The sequence below is a fragment of the Burkholderia sp. 9775_39 genome (assembly GCF_015712225.1).
GTDB lineage: Bacteria > Pseudomonadota > Gammaproteobacteria > Burkholderiales > Burkholderiaceae > Burkholderia > Burkholderia cenocepacia.
In genome coordinates this window covers 44,990-61,744 of sequence record NZ_JACCQC010000022.1, presented here as the reverse complement: position 1 = coordinate 61,744, position 16,755 = coordinate 44,990, and the positions used below count along the sequence as shown (strand labels likewise).

Genomic DNA, 16,755 nt, shown 5'->3' with positions numbered 1-16,755 from the left:
GGCGACGGTATCGCCTTTTTTTGCGAATTCGATATATTCCGTAGAATATATCGAGACCTGCATACCCGGAGCACCATCATGACCCGCACGGCGACGGATCGCACCCCGCTGCACGGCGCCCGGGAACAGCCGTTCGCGCGCAAGATCAGCGCGCTCAAGCCGCTGTCGAGCGACGCGCGGGCGCAGCAGGTCACCGATGTCGTCGATGCGTTCCGTCGCCTGCGCGGCAGCGTCGCACGTTTCATCCGGATGTTCTCGGCCGCGCACGCCGAAGCCATGCCGGACGACGCACTGTCGGCCATGGGCCTTCGAGAATTGCTGTCGATGCTCGAACACGAAGCGCGTACCGCCCGCTTCACGCGGCTCTCCGAACTCGAACGCGCGATCGGCCACGCGCGCCGCCTCGAACGCACGCGCGACGACGTGTTTTCCGATGCGTTCAGCAACGACCCGGCCGCGATGCGCCGCGCGGTCATCGCGCTGGAGCGCGTCGACGTGCTGTTCGTCGGGTTGTGCGTCGAATCCGTGATCGCGCGCCATGCGCCGGCCTCGGCATCGCCCCCGGTTCCGCCCGCTGCGCCTGCCGTCGTGCCGCAGCCGATCGACCGTTCAACGGCGCTCTGCTGACCGCGCGATCCCCGTTGCCCGGTATTTCCCCGGCATCGGCCTCGTTATATTCCGTGGTATATTTCGAGCCATCTTTCGCGTATCCGTCTCCGGCCCGATCGTGCCGGATCGAGGTCAACATGCACGCTCCGCCCTTTCGCCTGGCCCGCACGGCGGACCTCTCGTCGCCCGGCGGCCATTCGCCCGCGGCAGCCGGCACGCGGATCGACGCCTGCTGCGCGCCGTCCCGCGCGCAACAGGTCGAACTGACGCGCCGCGCGCGCCTGTCCGAACTCGACGCGAACCTGTACTGCTCGATCATCGGCACGTGCCTGACCACGCACGAACTGCGCAAGCTGGTGCCGAAATTCGCCGATGTCGACCGTCAGCGCGCGACCGATCTGGAGATCCATCACGCGGCCGTCGAACTCGCGATCGGCGGCACGGCCGGCGCCAAGGCGTTGCACAAGGCGCTCGACGAGCGTTATGCCGGAGCGATCCGCGCATTCGACGGCGCGAAGGACGCGGACGCACTCGTCGCGCGCTGGAAGGACGCGCTCGCGAGCGGCGACATTCCCCCGGCGTACTGGGCGCTGATGACGCATCCGCGCGCGACGATGGCCGTGCGCCAGGTCGCGTTCGGCGACGTGCACATGCTGTCGCATCTGGTCGGCGCGGCCAATCGCGCCGATATCCGGCGGCTGGTCGCGCTCGAACGGGAGAACGCGGAACTGCACGCGAAGCTCGAACGACAGCAGGCACGCCTGCACGAAATGAGCACGCAGCGCGACGTGGCGCTGCAGGAGCGGGATGCGCTCCACGCGCACCGGCACGCGCCACCGCTTGCGGCCGAACGCGTGCTGCGCGACGAAGTACACGCGTTGCACGAAGCGCTGGCGGCGCGCGACGAGCGGCTCGCGCTGCACACGAGCCGCCGCGAGGCGGCCGAGCAGCGGATCGCCGCGGAACAGGCAAGCGCCCGTGCGATGCGCGCGCGGCTCGACGACCTGATGGCGATGGTCAAGACGCTGCGCGCCGAAGCAAGCGCGCTCGAACAGGCGGTGCAGGCGTCGACGGACGACCCGGCCGAACACGCGGCGCATTCGCTGTCGATACTGCGGGGCACGCGCGTCGTCTATGTCGGCGGACGGCCCGGCTCGAACCGCGCGATCCGGCGGATCGTCGAAACCGCGGGCGGCGAAGTAACGCTGCACGACGGCGGCATCGAGGATCGCAAGGGCTTGCTGGCCGCGGCGCTGCCAGGCGCGCGGATGGTCGTGTTTCCGGTCGACTGCATCGACCACGATTCGATGAACCTGCTCAAGCGCACCTGCGAGCGGCATCACATCGCGTACTACCCGCTGCGGACCGCCAGCGTGGCGAGCTTCGTCGAATTGATCGGGCGGCTCGATGCGCAGGCGCGCGACGTCATCATGCCGAATGCCGCCGCGAGCGATACGTCGTCACGCTTCTGCCTGCGGCACGGGTAGGCCGGCGCGCACGTCAGCGCGACGCACCCTTCAGCGCCGCACCATTTTCGTGAGCGCGGCGATCTCGTCCGCGCAAGCCGCGTACGCGCGCGCCTCGATCCCGCGATAAAGACGGATGATTTCCTCGCCGACCGGCGTCAGCACGCTGCCGCCGCCGCTCTGGCCGCCATGCTCGGACACCGTCGCCGGCGATTTCAGCGAACGGTTCAGCTCGTCCATCAGCAGCCACGCACGCCGGTACGACATGTTCAGGCTGCGCGCCGCCGCCGAAATCGAGCCGTGCTCGCGCACCGCTTCGAGCAGCGCGACCTTGCCCGGGCCGAGCGCGATCGTGTCGGCCTGCTGGATACGCATCCTGAACCGCACCTCAGGCTTGGGGTGTGCCGAAGTCTTCATGTTGTCCGCCGTTAGATCGATGCGGGCAAGCATACACGATGGCCGGCACGGCGAATGCCGGCCGCCCACCTGCCTGGTTCAGCCCTCGGGCACGCGCGCGACGATGCCCGCCAGCCGCCTAGGACAGCACGATGTTCTTGATGACCTTCCGGATGTTCTTGTAGCTGTCGACCGACTCCGCTTTCTGGTCGGTGACCAGCGTGCCGATCCGCGCCGGTTCGCAGAAGCCGATCCGGCTGTTCGTGCCGAGCTTGCTGAAATCGGCGAGGATCGCGACTTCCGCCGCGTTGCTGACCATCGCGCGCGCCACTTCGGTTTCCATCCGGTCGTAGTTCGTCGCGCCGCGCACGTGGTCGACGCCGACCGGCGACAGCAACGCGAGATCGGCGCGATAGCGGAAGATTTCGGCGACCGTGCCGTCGCCGACCGTCGCCGCCGCGCGGCTGCCGATCATCCCGCCGAGCAGGATCGTTTCGTTCTTCGCCTGCGCCGGGTCGCCCGAGCGCATCTTCAGCGCGACGTCGATCGAATTCGTGACGATCGTGAGGCCCGACAGCTTCGCCAGTTCCTCGGCCAGCAGCGTCGTGGTCGTGCCCGCGTCGATGAACAGCGTCTGCGAGCCCGACACCAGCCGGGCGGCCGCGCGGGCGATCGCCAGCTTCGCCTTCACGTGCGTCTGCGCACGCTCGGCGATCGGCGCTTCGTCGCCGACCTGCACCGCGCCGCCGTGCACGCGCTTCAGTTCACCGAGCGCCTCGAGATCGACCAGATCGCGGCGCACGGTTTCGCGCGACACGTTCAGCTCGGCCATGATCCGGTCGGTGGAAACGCGCTGCATCTTCGATAACAGAAGCCGAATCCTCTGGTATCGCTCTTCTTGCCACATGAAATGTCCTCGGAAATGTTCGTCAATATTATTCGAATGACCGTCTACCCAGCGCTTTCCTCCAATTTTTTGATGCCGGCGAGGGTCTGCAGGGATTGACGCGCCACCTGGAACTCGCCGCTCGTCATCTTCGAAAACACCACATGGATGCGATCGTCGTCGGGCGTCGCGTCGTCCTGCTCGATGATGAACCGGACGATCCGTGCCTGGTCGATGCCGGGCATCGCCTGCAGCGACGTGAGCTTCACCGCGCCGCGGCTCGCGAGAATGCGCACGCCCCAGCGCTGCCGCGTCGCGAAGAAGCGCTTCTCGATCGGCTTCAGCCCGGCCAGGATCGCCAGCACGATCGCGGTCGCGGCGATCGCGGCCACGTACATCCCGCCGCCCACGGCGAGCCCGACCGCCGCGACGACCCACAGGCTCGCGGCGGTCGTCAGCCCGCGGATGATCTCGCCGCGCAGCATGATCGACCCCGCGCCCAGAAAGCCGATGCCCGACACGACCTGCGCGGCGACGCGCGACGGGTCCAGCGACACGTTCTTCGCGTCCTGGATGTCGGCGAAGCCGAACGCCGACACGACCATCACGAGCGCGGCCCCCACAGCCACCAGCATGTGCGTGCGCAACCCGGCCGCCCACGACAGCCGTTCGCGCTCGATGCCGACGAGGCTGCCGAGCAAGGCCGCCAGCAACAGGCGGGCAATGATTTCCAGCTGACTGATCATGCGAAGTCTCCTTGTCCTGCGGTTCCACTCGATGACGCGCAGCCCGTACGGGCCGCCCCGACTTTCCCTGCCCTCGTCCCGCCCACGTCGCACGGGCCACCCGACGATTTGTATTTTTGTGCGATCTTGCGATTTTGTGCGTTCTAATATACGGTACGCAAAACGACAAAGCCAGACCCAAGTTTGTTTGTTTCATCCGATCCACACGATCAATCGTCAGACCAATCAGGTAACACGATCCGGAACACTGCTTAGGAGACCGACATGATGAAGAAGGCATGGATGCTGGCTGCAACGTTGCTGACGGCGCTGGCAACGGCCCCCGCTCACGCGTCGGAAGGCGACGTGTGCAGGAAGGTGACGCTCGGCGACGTCGGCTGGAGCGACATCGCGGCCACCACCGGCGTCGCGATGATGCTGCTGGACGGGCTCGGCTACGAGGCCACCAAGACGATCGCGTCGCCGCCGATCGTGCTGGCCGGCGTGAAGAAGGCGCAGATCGATGCCTTCCTCGGCTACTGGGATCCGAGCATGACGCCGACGGTGAAACCGTTCGTCGACGCCGGCGCCGTTCACCTGCTGCCGCAGCCGAACCTGGTCGGCGCGCGCTACACGCTGGCCGTGCCGCAATACGCGTCGGACAAGGGCCTCAAGCGCTTTGCCGACATCGCCCGGTTTCGCGACCAGCTCGACGGCAAGATCTACGGGATCGGCGCGGGCAACAACGGCAACGCGCTGATCCAGCGAATGATCGACAAGAACGAGTTCGGGCTGGGCGGCTTCAAGCTGGTCGAATCGAGCGAAGCCGGGATGCTCGTGCAGGTGACGCGCGCGGTGCAGGAGCACCGGATGATCGTGTTCCTCGCGTGGGAGCCGCATCCGATGAACCTCCAATACAAGATCGCGTATCTCGACGGCGGCGACACCGTGTTCGGCCCGAACTACGGCTCCGCGAAGGTCTATACGCTGGTCTCGCCCGGCTATCTCGAACGCTGCCCGAACGTCGGCCGGCTGCTGACCAACCTGACATTCACGACCGACGAGGAGAACCAGCTGATGGCGCCGATCATGAATCACGCCGACCCGATCGCGGTCGCGAAGGAATGGGCGAAGAAGAACCCCGGCGTGCTGTCGAAGTGGCTCGACGGCGTCACGACCATCGACGGGAAGAACGCGAAGGACGCGATCGACAAACTCATCGGCGCGTGACGACGCGATACAAGGAACCACTCATGCACAAGAATCTCGCGCTGTTCGACCTCGATCACACGCTGCTGCCGCTCGACAGCGACCAGGCCTGGAGCCGCTTCATCACGCGGGTCGGGGAGGAGGACGACGCGCACACGGCGCTGATCGACGAGCACTACGGCCACTATGCGGCCGGCACGCTCGACATGGACGCGTATCTCGCCGTGACGCTCGCGCCGCTCACGCGCTACCCGCGCGAGCAGCTCGAACGCTGGCATGCGCAGTTCATGGACGAAGTGATCCGGCCGGCCATCACGCCGCAGGCGCGCGCGCTGGTCGACCGGCATCGCGAGAACGGCGACCTCTGCTGTATCGTGACGGCCACCAACGTCTTCGTCACGCGACCGATCGCGGCCGAGTTCGGGATCGAGCATCTGCTCGGCATCGAGCTCGACACCGACGACGGCACGCCGGCCGGGCGGTTCACCGGGCGCAGCATCGGCGTGCCGAGTTTCCGCGAAGGCAAGATCGTGCGCACGGCCGCGTGGCTGGCCTCGCTCGGCTACGCGGCTTCCGATTTCGAACGGACCTACTTCTACAGCGATTCGATCAACGACGTGCCGCTGCTCGACTACGTCACGCATCCGGTCGCGACCAATCCCGACGCGAAGCTTTCCGGGGTGGCCGGCACGCGCGGCTGGCCTGTCATGAAGTTGTTCTGATTCGGGCGATATGCTCTGCTGTCCATTTTCATGTCTGGAGGGGAAATGAAATACGGAATACGCAGCATTCATTCCAATCATTCAGGAATCCGACTCGATCAGGGTCATCCACGAACCGTCCCGCCTCGCCCTGCGGCAAGCCGTATTCCGCACTGGCGCGGCGTTTTCATGATCGCGCTCCTGTGCACGCTGGCCGGTTGCGGCGACGGCGATTCGAGCCCGGCCGGCAACATCGCCGCCGCGCGGGCATCGGCGCCGGCCTCGACGTCCGCGCCGGTCGTGCATTGCGCGACCGCGTGCCACTGACCGACGCACGCCCCATCCGTCACCCACGACAGAGAGCGATCATGCAAAACACACCCACGACACGACGTCGGTTCCTTGCCGACGCGCTGAAACTCGCCGGCGCCACCGCGGTGACCGGCATGCTGCCCGAAAGCATCCTGCGCGCGCAGTCGATTCCGGCGGCGAGCGTCACCGGCACCCTGCAGGACGTCAAGCACGTCGTCATCCTGATGCAGGAAAACCGGTCGTTCGACCACTATCTCGGCACGCTGCGCGGCGCACGCGGCTTCGGCGATCCGCGGCCGGTCGTGATTTCCAGCGGCTACCCGGTGTGGCGCCAGCCGGCGCCGTTGTCCTACGTGTTTCCGTTCAACCCGTCGCCGCCCGTTTCCGGCGTCGCGAACGGCGACACGTACTACGGCGATCTCGATCACAGCTGGAATGGCACGCACAGCGCATGGAACAACGGCCGCTACGACAACTGGGTCGGCGCCAAAACCAGCGGCACGATGTACTACTTCACGCAGAACGACATCCCGTTCTACCACGCGCTGGCGAGCGCCTTCACCGTGTGCGACGCGTACCACTGCTCGATGCTCGGCCCGACGGACCCGAACCGCCTGTATCTGTGGACCGGCTGCTGCGGCAACGTCGCCGGCTATTCGCCCTACACGAACAACACGATGACCGGCACCGGCTGGACCACGATGCCGGAACGCCTGAACACGGCCGGCGTCACGTGGAAGTTCTACCAGGACAAGGGCAACGGGCTCGACGCCAGTCACGGCTACGGCGAATACAACGGCTCGAAGCGCGATCTCTGGTGGAACGGCAACTACGGCGACAACGTCATCCTGAACTTCCGGCAGTACCAGAACCTCGGCGCCAACGATCCGCTCGCGCCGGCGCTCAACGGCACGCAGATCGATCCGACCGGCGGCGGCAAGGAATACGACACGAATCTCTTCAGCCAGCTGCGGGCCGACGTCGCGAACGGCACGCTGCCGCAGGTGTCGTGGATCGCCGCGCCTTACGCCTATTGCGAGCATCCGTCGTGGGCCGCGAGCGGCGGCGAATGGTACGTGAGCAACGTGCTCGATGCGCTGACGTCGAATCCGGCCGTGTGGGCCAGCACCGTGCTGCTCGTGATGTACGACGAGAACGACGGCCTGTTCGATCACGTGCCGCCGGCCGTTCCGGCGAGCGCCGCCGCCGGCACCGGCCGCTCGACGGTCTCGACCGCCGCTGAATTCGTCGCGGGCGGCGGCGCCGCATCGGACGGCTCGGCGAGCGGCGACACGCCGATCGGGCTCGGCCCGCGCGTGCCGATGTTCGTGATCTCGCCGTGGTCGAAAGGCGGCAAGGTCAACTCTCAGGTGTTCGACCATACGTCGGTGATCCGCTTCCTCGAAGCACGCTTCGGGCTGCAGGAAACCAACATCACACCGTGGCGGCGTGCCGTGTGCGGCGATCTCACTTCGGCATTCGATTTCGCGAATCCGGACCAGACGATTCCCGCGATCCCGGCCGCGACCAGCAACATGGACCCGAACGGCTCGACGGTCCTGATTCCCCCTGCCACCACCACCGCGGTGCCGGCACAAACGGCCGGCCGCACTCCCGCGTGCCGGCTGCCGTACGAGTTCTTCGTCCAGGGCAAGGTCAACCGCTCGGGCAAGACGCTCGGGTTGACGATGACGAATACCGGCGCGGCCGCCGTGCATCTGCAGGCGTGGGTCGACGGCACGAGCACGATACCGCGGCACTACACGATCGGCGCCGGCACGGGCACGTGCGTCACGGATGCGCTCGCGCTGAATTCGGGTGGCGGCTACGACTACTCGATCTACGGCCCGAACGGTTTCCTGCAGACGTTGCGCGGCAACATCGGCGCAGCGGGGAGCGCGGGTTCGACGGCCGAAGTCAGCCTCTGCTACGACGTGCAGAACGGCAACGTGCTGATCACGCTGGACAATGCCGCCGGCGCCAGCGCGACGACGTTCCAGCTCGTCGACAACGCGTACGGAATGAACAGCGCGCAGTCGGTCAGCGTGCCGGCCGGCGCGACGCGGACCGTCACGTGGTACGGCGACGCCGGCTGGTACGACGCGAGCATCCGCGATGCGAACGACCCTGGCTTCCTGCGCCGCATCGCCGGCTGCGTCCAGGCGCAATCGGGCACGTTGCTGACGGATTCGGCGATCGGCAATACGAACGGCAAGTTCGTCGCGGCACTGTCGTCGCAGGGTGCGTCGTACGGCACGCTGCGATTCGACTACGTCGTGCCGCCGTGGCGCCACAGCCCGAAGAACTGGGTCGGCATCTATCCGCGCGGCGCGCAGCCGACCAAGGGCGGCTACAAGTCGTGGGCGTACCTGCCCAAGAGCACCGGCTCGCTGCTGTTCTCGTCGACTGCGAACAACGCGCTCGCATCGGGCCAATACGATACGTGGTTCCTGTTCGACGACGGCTACACGCCGCTCGCCGGCCCCGTCGCGATCAGTATCTGACGTCGCCCGTCCCGGCGGCGCGCAAACACGATGCGCGCCGCCGGGCGGGTCGCCCGGGCTACGCGATCAGAACTTGTGACGCAGGCCGATCCGCGTGACGAACTGCGTGTTCGCGCCCGCGCTGCCGACGAACGACGGCGACGAGCCGATTTCAGCCTGTACCGGCACGACCCGGCCGTTGATCGTGTTGCTGCCCGACGCCTTCTGGTACGCCGCGCTCACGTACACGTCGGTACGCTTCGACAGCGCGTAGTCGACCGCGGCGTTGACCTGGTGCCACTTGCCGTCGTAGCGGCCATCGAGCTTCGAGAACGTATAGCCGAGACCGCCGCTCAACGCCGGCGAGAACGCATAGCGGCCGCCGATTTCGTAGTTGTTCAGCTTCGACGATTCGCCCGACAGCGGCGTGAACTTTGTATGCGTCCAGTTCGCCCACACGAGGCCCGCCGCGATCGCATAACGCGCGCCGACGCCGACCGTCTCGAGGTCGCGCAACCCGAACGTGTTGATGTTCGCGATGCTCACGCCGAACGCCGGCGTCGCGCCGTTCGGGAAGCGGATGTTCGTGTACGCGGCGCCGATGCCGAACGGCCCTTGCGCGTAGTTCGCACCGAAGCTGTACGCGCTCGACGCACCCTGCGCGCCGTTCGTGCCGGTCGTGGTGGGCGTGCCCGCGAACTGCGTCGAGTTCGAGAACCCGTACATCGCGCCGAACGTGAGGCCCGCGAAGTTCGCGCTCTGGAACTTCACCGCGTTGTTGATGCGGCTCGACGTCAGCTGGTCGAGATCGTTGATGTGATACGCGTAGTTGCCGGCCGGCGTCTGGCTGCCCATCGTGTAGTTCGCGCCGATATAGTCGGTCGAGAACGAGTATTGACGGCCGAACGTCAGCGAACCGATGCCGTTCTTCGACAGCCCGACGAACGCCTGCCGGCCGAACAGCGCCCCGCCCTGGCCGATCGAGCCGTCGCCGCTGCTGAAGCCGTTTTCCAGCACGAACAGCGCCTTCAGCCCGCCGCCGAGATCCTCGCTCCCGCGGATGCCCCAGCGGCTGCCCGACGCGACGCCGTCGCCGTACTTGACGAGCTTGCCGTGCCCGCCCGTCGTCGCGACCTTGTTCGAATACGTGACGCCCGCATCGATCAACCCGTAGAGCGTGACGCTGCTTTGCGCGTGCGCGGCCGTGCCGAACATCCCGAGTGTAGCCGCGGCCACGATGGTCTTCTTCATGTTGCTTCCTTTTTGTTGTGGACGCGCGCGCCTGCGTCGCGGCAGGACGCGCGGCGTGTTGACGAGAAACCGTACGACGGACGAACGCCAGCCCGCACCGGCAGACGCGCGCGTGCCTCATGCGCGTGCACGATGTTCCGTTTCGATGCCGGTGTGGGCTTGCGGAAGCGGCATGCCGCAGGGCGGCCGCTCGTGTTGCGGCGTCGGCACGCGTGCGCATCGGTGGCGCATGCGTGCCGGCGCATTGCTCCGGCGATGCAGGTCAGACGCGCTTCCGGCTGTCGTGGAGCAGATGGACGGCGTGACGCCTGACGGCATCACGACCTTCGATATATTTTTCGGAATATAACGAGTTGTCACCGAACGGTAAACAATTATTCGGGTTCCTGTCGTCATTCATCCACAGGCAAGCGTCGACGAGCCCGGCGCGAAGCCGCGATGCACGTCAGGCGTCATCGCATCGCGACGCAGCTGGCCGGCGCCGAATTCCCGCATAATCAGGCGGTCGAACGAGCGCCGCGGCCCGCGCGCGAATGCCGCAAACGTATGCGGTGTCGCCCGATCCGTCGGCCGCATGCATTCGACCGTCGCGCACGCAGCCGGTCTGTGCCGGCTCCACGCGCGACGAATTGTGCAGGTGCAAAAAACCACGCAACGACGAGAATGCGATTCGCCGCCCGTCATGGTGACGACGATCGCATCACGGACCACACCACGCCATCCCGCGAAGACAGGACACCGACATATGGACCGAGCCGAACACATCAGCATCGAACCGGCGCTCGCGCTTGCCGCCGACGAACTGGACGGATGCGATTTCTCGTTCGACATCGCGTGGGAATTGAACGCGCCGTATCAGGACTTGCTCGATCTTCGCGCGCTGCCGGTGCGACACAAGGACTACGGCTTCGATCCGGCCGGCTGGGCGAGCGGCGCATCGGGCCGCACGGCGCTGTTTCGCGCGACGGCCGGCGAACGGCTCGCCGGCTTCGTCGCGATCGAGGAAAGCTGGAACGGCATGGCCGAGATCGCGGAGCTGGCCGTCGACCGCCAGTACCGGCGCCAGGGGATCGGGCAGTTCCTGCTGGCAGCCGCCGAAGCGTGGGCGCGCAGCCACGGGTTCGCCTTCATGCGGCTCGAAACGCAGGCGAACAACGTCGCGGCCTGCTCGACCTATGCACGCGCGGGCTTCGCGCTCGGCGGCCACGACCGCTTCCTGTACGCCGATGGCGAGAACGCCGGGGAAGTCGCGTTGTTCTGGTACAAGGACCTGCGCGACGGGCAGACCGCGCGAAGCCGCACGGTCGACCCGGCATCGGTGCCGGCGGTGCGCTGAGGCACGGCCGGCCGTCGCGTCGATACCGCGCTACTTCCGCGTCGCCACGATGAACAGGCGCGGAAACGGCAACAGCACCGTGCCGTCGTCCTGCGCCGGATAGCCGTCCGGCCCGGCCAGCGCGTCGCGATAGCGTGCGACGAACGCGCGCTGTTCGGGCGCGTCGAGCGCCGCGAGGAACGGCCGCAGCGCGCTGCCCTTGAACCATTCGACGACCGCATCCGCGCCGCCGCGCAGCGGGTGGTAATAGGTCGTGCGCCATACGTCCACGCGCGAACACAGCGGCGCGAGCAGCGCATGATAGTAGCGTGCGTCGAACCGCTCGGTGCGCGCCGCCCCTTTCAGCTTGTCGGCCCACGGCCCGTCCGCGGCGACTTCGCGCATCAGCCGGTGCGCCGGTTCATCGAGGTTGTCGGGCATCTGGACCGCGAGATGGCCGCCCGGCGCGAGGCGGCCGACGAGCATCGGGAACAGCGTGTCGTGCGCCGGCACCCATTGCAGCACCGCATTCGACAGGATCAGGTCATAGCCGCCCGGATCGTCCCAGGCGGCGACATCGGCAAGGTCGAAACGCAGTGCCGGCAGGCGCTTGCGCGCAGCCGCGATCATGTCCGCCGACGCGTCGATCCCGTGGATCGTCGCGTCCGGTGCGCGCGCGATCAGCGCTTCCGTCGAATTGCCCGGCCCGCAGCCGATATCGATCGCGGTATGGATCGGCGTCTTCGGCACGGCGGCCAGCAGGTCGCGCACCGGCCGCGTCCGTTCGTCCTCGAACTGCACGTACTGGGTCGCGTATTGATCGAGCGGGGTCGTCACGATGGATCTCCTGGTCGGCATGAGCGGCTGCGTTGCATCGCGCACGGCGATGCAACGGGCCATCGATTCAGCGCATTCTGCGACTGCCGCCGACCTTCAGTAAAATGAATTTAATATCATGATTGATTCAAGATTCTGATGAAGATCGATACGCTCGGTGTCCAGGCTTTCGTCGCGATCGCCGACGGCGGCAGCTTCAGGCAGGCAGCCGATACGCTGCACGTCACGCAAACGGCGATCACGCAGCGGCTGCGCAAGCTCGAATCGTATCTCGGCGTCGCGCTCGTCGAGCGCACAACGCGCCGCACCACGCTGACCGAGATCGGCCGGCGTTTCCTGCCGCAGGCCCGCCGGCTGCTGAACGAGCTGTCCGACGCGCTGACCGAAATCCGCGAGACCGGCCTGAGCCAGCGCGGCGACGTCACGATCGCGTGCGTACCGACGGTCGGCGTGCAGTACCTGCCGCGCATCCTGCGCGCGTTCTCCGGGCATCGGCCGCACGATCGCGTGAAGATTCTCGATCATGCGTCGGCGTCGGTGCTGCAGGCCGTGCTGCGGCGCGAAGCGGAATTCGGCATCAGCATCGCCGGCGACCAGCACCCGGAACTCGTCAGCGTGCCGCTCACACATGATCCTTATGTGCTCGTGTGCCGCGACGATCACCCGCTCGCGAAGCGGCGGCGCATCCGCTGGGCGGCGCTGCAGCCGCATCCACTGATCTTCGCCGGCGAAGTGAGCGGCAATCGCGGGCTGCTCGAAGGCGCACTGAAGACGAGCGGCGTGTCGCTGCATTCGTTCTACGAGGTGCAGCGCAGCTCGACGGCGCTCGGGCTCGTCGCGGAAGGGCTCGGCGCGGCCGTCGTGCCGAAGCTCGCGATCCAGAAGAACGCGTATCCGATGATCCGTACGATCGAGCTCGTCGAACCGTCGGTGTCGCGCACGCTCGTGCTCGTCACCCGCCGGAGCGCGCAACTGTCGCCCGCTGCGCGGGCGCTGTACGACATGATCGTCGAGCAGGCAGCGCCCGGGCGGTGATCCGCGAGCGGTGCGGTACAACCCGCGTGTCACGGGATGCCAGGCAACGACCGGTTGCCGCTCAAAGCACCTTGACCATAAACACGCGCGCCGCGCCTGCCGGCTCGCACGGCACTTCGCCGAACGTCTCGTAACCGTGCTTCCGGTAGAAGTCGGGCGCCTGGAACGAGATCGTGTACAGCACCGCACGCGCGCAACCGCGCCGCTTCGCCTCCGCTTCGGCCTCGCGCAGCAGCCGGCTGCCGAAGCCGCCGCCGCGCAGCGATTCGGGCAGATAGAACAGGTCGATGAAGAACAGGCCGAGCGACGTCCGGCCGGTGAGACCGCCCAATACCTCGCCGGTCGCGGGATCGGTCACGTAGACGTCGAGCGCGGCTGCATCGGCGCGCCCCGTCATCGCATGGTTGAATTCGCCGAGCTTGCGGCTGATGAAGTCTCGGGCGGCCGGTTGCCCGGTGTCGGTCAGTTGAAGGATAACGTCGGGATGCGGTGTCATCGGAGGCGAACACGTGCGTGAATGGAGCGCCGGGTGTACGGCAGCCGCGGCGGACGTCGCACGACTATAGCGCGTCGTCACGCGTTCACGCCATCGCGCACGCCGCCGTCGGGCCGCGACGAACACGCCCGCCACGCCGGTATCGCGTCCGCGATGAAGCAAGTCACTTCGCGTTCAGTTCCTTCCAGCGCCGGTACACGTCGATCGCGCCGTCATGCTTTCGCTGCACCATCGGCAGCCGGCGTTCCTCGATCGGTTTCGCATATTCGGCATAGAACGTATCGAGCTCGAAATACTTGCGGTCATCCCGATAGAACGGTGCGTAATCCTCGCGCGTCGTGATGTAGATCACGCGTTTCGGGCTGCAGTAGTACAGCGATCCGAGGCACATCGGACACGGGCTCGCGAGGATGTAGATCTCGCAGTCGGTCAGGTGCTCGGTGCCGAGCGTGCGGCACGCGTCGCGCACCGCGAGGATCTCCGCGTGCGCGGTCGGGTCGCTGGTCTGCGCGACGAGGTTCGGGCTCTCCGCGACGATCTCGCCGTCGCGGACGATCACCGTCGCGAACGGGCGGCCGCCCTCTTCCACGTTCTTCATCGCGAGATCGATCGTGCGTTTCACAAAATCCATGGTTGCGTCCTCGTTGAAACGGCATGGCGGGAACGTGCGCCGGCCGGCGCACGTCGGGCGGCACCGCGCGGCACCGCGTGGCGGCGCCGCACCGGCGTCAGAACGGCTTGGTCGGCAGGTACTTGCCGTCGAGCGTGATCACCGCACGCGAGCCGCCTTCGGGATCGTCGACCTTCTTCACGTCGAGCCGGAAATTGATCGCGCTGATGATGCCGTCGCCGAACTTCTCGTGAACGAGCGCCTTCAGCGTCGTGCCGTACACCTGCAGCATTTCGTAGAAACGGTAGATGGTCGGGTCGGTCGGCACGCGATCGTCGATGCTGCCGCGCAGCGGGATCGTCTGCAGCAGCAGCACCGCGTCGTCGTCGAGGCCGAGCTTGTCGGCGACGATGCGCGCCGCGTCGGCCGGCAACGCATGCTGGCCGAGCAGCGCGGCCGTGACGAACGCTTCGCTCAGGCCTGTGCCCTCGGTGAGCTGCGCGAACGACAGGTTCTTGCGCGCTTTCGCGAGGACGACGGTTTCCGCCAGCGCGTGGCGCGCCGTCTGACTGTGCTGGGACTGGATCATGGTAATGCCTCGTAGTGGAGTGGGAGCGACTCAGGCCGCGACGGGCAGCGTCGCGGGGGTGGCGCGGACGCCGGGATGGTCCGCGAGGGACACGAACCGGCCGGTCGCGCCGTCGTAGGCGTCGATGCAGCCCGATTCGATGTCGTAGACCCAGCCGTGCAGCGCGAGACGCCCTTCTTCGAGCGCGAGCCGCACGGCGGGGTGCGTCTTCAGGTTGGCCAGTTGCGCGACGACGTTCTCGCGCACCATCGAGTCGATCCGCTCGCGCTCGCTGCGGTGCGTGCGCGCCTCGTTCACGACCCGCGCCGAATCGGCATAGCGCAGCCAGTGGCCGACGGCCGGCATGTGATCCATGCACTGGCAGGTCGCGATCGCGGTCATCGCGCCGCAATCGGAATGCCCGCAGATCACGACGTCGGTCACGCGCAGCGCGGCGACCGCATATTCGACCGACGCCGACACGCCGCCCGGCTCCGGGCCGTACGACGGCACGATGTTGCCCGCGTTGCGGATCACGAACAGGTCGCCCGGCTCGCGCTGCGTGACGAGTTCGGGCACGAGCCGGCTGTCCGAGCACGAGATGAACAGCGCCCGCGGGTTCTGGCTGCGCGCGAGATCGCGAAACAGCGCGGCGCGCGCCGGGTAGGCGTCGCGCTGGAACTTCAGGAAGCCTTCGATGATGTCCTTCATCGCGTGTTCTCCGGTGCGGGTGGAATCGATGAAGGGCAGGTTACGCCCGACTTCCGATAACGTAAAAGACTGATTTATGATCCACCGGATAAGCACGACTTATGGGAACCGCCATGCTGCTGCGTCACATCCACTACTTCCTGGCCGTCGCCGAACATCGCAGCTTCACGCGCGCGGCCGCCGCGCTGCACGTGTCGCAGCCCGCGCTGTCGCAGCAGATCCGCCAGCTCGAGGACACGCTCGGCGCGCAACTGTTCGACCGCACCGGGCGCGTCACGCGGCTGACCGATGCCGGCGACGTGTATTTCCGCTATGCGCGGCAGGCGCTGCACGATCTCGCGGAAGGCCGGCGTGCGATCCACGACGTGCAGGATCTGAGCCGCGGCTCGCTGCGCCTCGCGGTCACGCCGACCTTCACGAGCTATCTCGTCGGGCCGCTCGTCGAGGCGTTTCACGGCCGCTATCCGGACGTGTCGCTGTCGGTGCGCGAGATGTCGCAGGAGCGGATCGAGGCGCTGCTCGTCGACGACGAGCTCGATGTCGGCATCGCCTTCGAGGACGTGCAGACGGCGGATATCGACGCGCAAACGCTGCTGGTCGAAACGCTCGCACTCGTCGTGAACCGCGGGCACGCGCTCGGCGGCAAACGCAAGGCCGGGTTGCGCGCGCTGCACGACGCACCGCTCGTGCTGCTCACCGCGGAATTCGCGACGCGCACGCAGATCGACCGTTATTTCCGCGCGCACGACGTGCAGCCGCGCGTGCTGATGGAAGCGAATTCGCTCGGTGCGGTGATCGAGATCGTGCGCCGCACGACGCTTGCGACGCTGTTGCCGGCGACGATCGCCGTCGAGCACGACGATCTCGTCGCCGTCGCGCTCGATCCGGCGGTGCTGCGGCGCACGGCCGTGCTGTTGCAGCGCCGGGGCGCGTATCGGAGTGCGGCCGCGCGTGCGTTCGTCGAGCTGGCGCTCGCGCACGGGGCGGAAAGATCGAGGCGGGAAGGCAGCGCGCGTGCGACGCGCAACGAGGCGTCCGGCTGAATGCCGTCATGCGCGACGGCAGGCAACGCCGTCCCGCGCGGACGTCCGTCGTTTCACTCGACCGAAACGCCCGCGTGACGTTGACCCGACGCGCAGGGAACG

The 16,755-nt window shown here is 67.1% G+C and carries 18 protein-coding genes; 9 read left to right on the top strand and 9 right to left on the bottom strand.

Annotated elements, in window-relative coordinates:
* The first annotated feature begins 78 nt into the window (after positions 1-78).
* On the top strand, positions 79-627 hold the full coding sequence (locus tag H0X90_RS26080) for a hypothetical protein (protein WP_077189218.1): 549 nt from the start codon (positions 79-81) through the stop codon (positions 625-627).
* A gap of 119 nt (positions 628-746) precedes the next feature.
* On the top strand, positions 747-2,096 hold the full coding sequence (locus H0X90_RS26075) for a DUF2325 domain-containing protein (RefSeq protein ID WP_077189219.1): 1,350 nt from the start codon (positions 747-749) through the stop codon (positions 2,094-2,096).
* 30 nt (positions 2,097-2,126) lie between these two features.
* On the opposite strand, the gene H0X90_RS26070 is transcribed toward H0X90_RS26075, so the two are convergent.
* The 3 genes from H0X90_RS26070 to H0X90_RS26060 all read right to left on the bottom strand — a co-directional run bounded on the left by H0X90_RS26070 (position 2,127) and on the right by H0X90_RS26060 (position 4,103).
* Positions 2,127-2,450 (bottom strand): winged helix-turn-helix domain-containing protein, encoded by a 324-nt coding sequence (locus H0X90_RS26070; RefSeq protein ID WP_006495828.1) that lies wholly within the window; start codon positions 2,448-2,450, stop codon positions 2,127-2,129.
* A gap of 160 nt (positions 2,451-2,610) precedes the next feature.
* Positions 2,611-3,378, bottom strand: a complete 768-nt coding sequence (locus tag H0X90_RS26065; protein ID WP_006482225.1) for a DeoR/GlpR family DNA-binding transcription regulator — start codon at positions 3,376-3,378, stop codon at positions 2,611-2,613.
* A 44-nt stretch (positions 3,379-3,422) separates the two neighbouring features.
* Positions 3,423-4,103, bottom strand: a complete 681-nt coding sequence (locus H0X90_RS26060) for an MgtC/SapB family protein (RefSeq protein WP_006482226.1) — start codon at positions 4,101-4,103, stop codon at positions 3,423-3,425.
* Between the two features lie 267 nt (positions 4,104-4,370).
* Between H0X90_RS26060 and H0X90_RS26055 the strand changes: the two genes are divergently transcribed.
* The 4 genes from H0X90_RS26055 (at position 4,371) to H0X90_RS26040 (ending at position 8,808) form a co-directional block, all read left to right on the top strand.
* Entirely contained in the window at positions 4,371-5,312 is a 942-nt protein-coding gene (locus tag H0X90_RS26055; RefSeq protein WP_034203411.1) for a choline ABC transporter substrate-binding protein, read from the top strand.
* A 23-nt stretch (positions 5,313-5,335) separates the two neighbouring features.
* Positions 5,336-6,013, top strand: coding sequence for an HAD family phosphatase (locus tag H0X90_RS26050; protein ID WP_077189220.1), 678 nt, complete (start codon positions 5,336-5,338; stop codon positions 6,011-6,013).
* Positions 6,014-6,181: 168 nt separating this feature from the next.
* On the top strand, positions 6,182-6,319 hold the full coding sequence (locus tag H0X90_RS35820) for a hypothetical protein (RefSeq protein WP_226244975.1): 138 nt from the start codon (positions 6,182-6,184) through the stop codon (positions 6,317-6,319).
* A 41-nt stretch (positions 6,320-6,360) separates the two neighbouring features.
* Positions 6,361-8,808: a phosphocholine-specific phospholipase C gene (locus H0X90_RS26040; RefSeq protein WP_077189221.1), complete on the top strand. Its 2,448-nt coding sequence runs from the start codon at positions 6,361-6,363 to the stop codon at positions 8,806-8,808.
* A 66-nt stretch (positions 8,809-8,874) separates the two neighbouring features.
* Here the strand turns inward: H0X90_RS26040 and H0X90_RS26035 are convergent, their stop codons facing one another.
* Positions 8,875-10,038, bottom strand: coding sequence for a porin (locus tag H0X90_RS26035; RefSeq protein WP_077189222.1), 1,164 nt, complete (start codon positions 10,036-10,038; stop codon positions 8,875-8,877).
* A gap of 745 nt (positions 10,039-10,783) precedes the next feature.
* Here H0X90_RS26035 and H0X90_RS26030 point away from each other — a divergent pair.
* A complete protein-coding gene (locus tag H0X90_RS26030; protein WP_077189223.1) occupies positions 10,784-11,374 on the top strand; it encodes a GNAT family N-acetyltransferase in 591 nt (196 codons plus the stop codon).
* A 30-nt stretch (positions 11,375-11,404) separates the two neighbouring features.
* On the opposite strand, the gene tam is transcribed toward H0X90_RS26030, so the two are convergent.
* Positions 11,405-12,190, bottom strand: coding sequence for a trans-aconitate 2-methyltransferase (gene tam, locus H0X90_RS26025; RefSeq protein ID WP_006495838.1), 786 nt, complete (start codon positions 12,188-12,190; stop codon positions 11,405-11,407).
* Positions 12,191-12,328: 138 nt separating this feature from the next.
* On the opposite strand from tam, the gene H0X90_RS26020 reads away from it, so the two are divergent.
* Positions 12,329-13,225 (top strand): LysR family transcriptional regulator, encoded by an 897-nt coding sequence (locus H0X90_RS26020; RefSeq protein WP_062885226.1) that lies wholly within the window; start codon positions 12,329-12,331, stop codon positions 13,223-13,225.
* A 61-nt stretch (positions 13,226-13,286) separates the two neighbouring features.
* On the opposite strand, the gene H0X90_RS26015 is transcribed toward H0X90_RS26020, so the two are convergent.
* The 4 genes from H0X90_RS26015 to H0X90_RS26000 all read right to left on the bottom strand — a co-directional run bounded on the left by H0X90_RS26015 (position 13,287) and on the right by H0X90_RS26000 (position 15,610).
* The gene (locus H0X90_RS26015; protein ID WP_043205092.1) at positions 13,287-13,721 is read right to left on the bottom strand and encodes a GNAT family N-acetyltransferase; all 435 of its coding nucleotides are present in this window, start codon (positions 13,719-13,721) and stop codon (positions 13,287-13,289) included.
* Between the two features lie 163 nt (positions 13,722-13,884).
* Positions 13,885-14,352 carry a nucleoside deaminase gene (locus H0X90_RS26010; RefSeq protein WP_006485478.1) on the bottom strand — a complete coding sequence of 156 codons (468 nt, stop codon included), beginning with the start codon at positions 14,350-14,352 and terminating at the stop codon, positions 13,885-13,887.
* Between the two features lie 97 nt (positions 14,353-14,449).
* Positions 14,450-14,920 (bottom strand): cyanase, encoded by a 471-nt coding sequence (gene cynS / locus H0X90_RS26005; protein WP_006495841.1) that lies wholly within the window; start codon positions 14,918-14,920, stop codon positions 14,450-14,452.
* A 30-nt stretch (positions 14,921-14,950) separates the two neighbouring features.
* A complete protein-coding gene (locus H0X90_RS26000; protein WP_006485475.1) occupies positions 14,951-15,610 on the bottom strand; it encodes a carbonic anhydrase in 660 nt (219 codons plus the stop codon).
* A 113-nt stretch (positions 15,611-15,723) separates the two neighbouring features.
* Between H0X90_RS26000 and cynR the strand changes: the two genes are divergently transcribed.
* Positions 15,724-16,653, top strand: coding sequence for a transcriptional regulator CynR (cynR, locus tag H0X90_RS25995; RefSeq protein WP_077189224.1), 930 nt, complete (start codon positions 15,724-15,726; stop codon positions 16,651-16,653).
* Positions 16,654-16,755 lie beyond the last annotated feature (102 nt).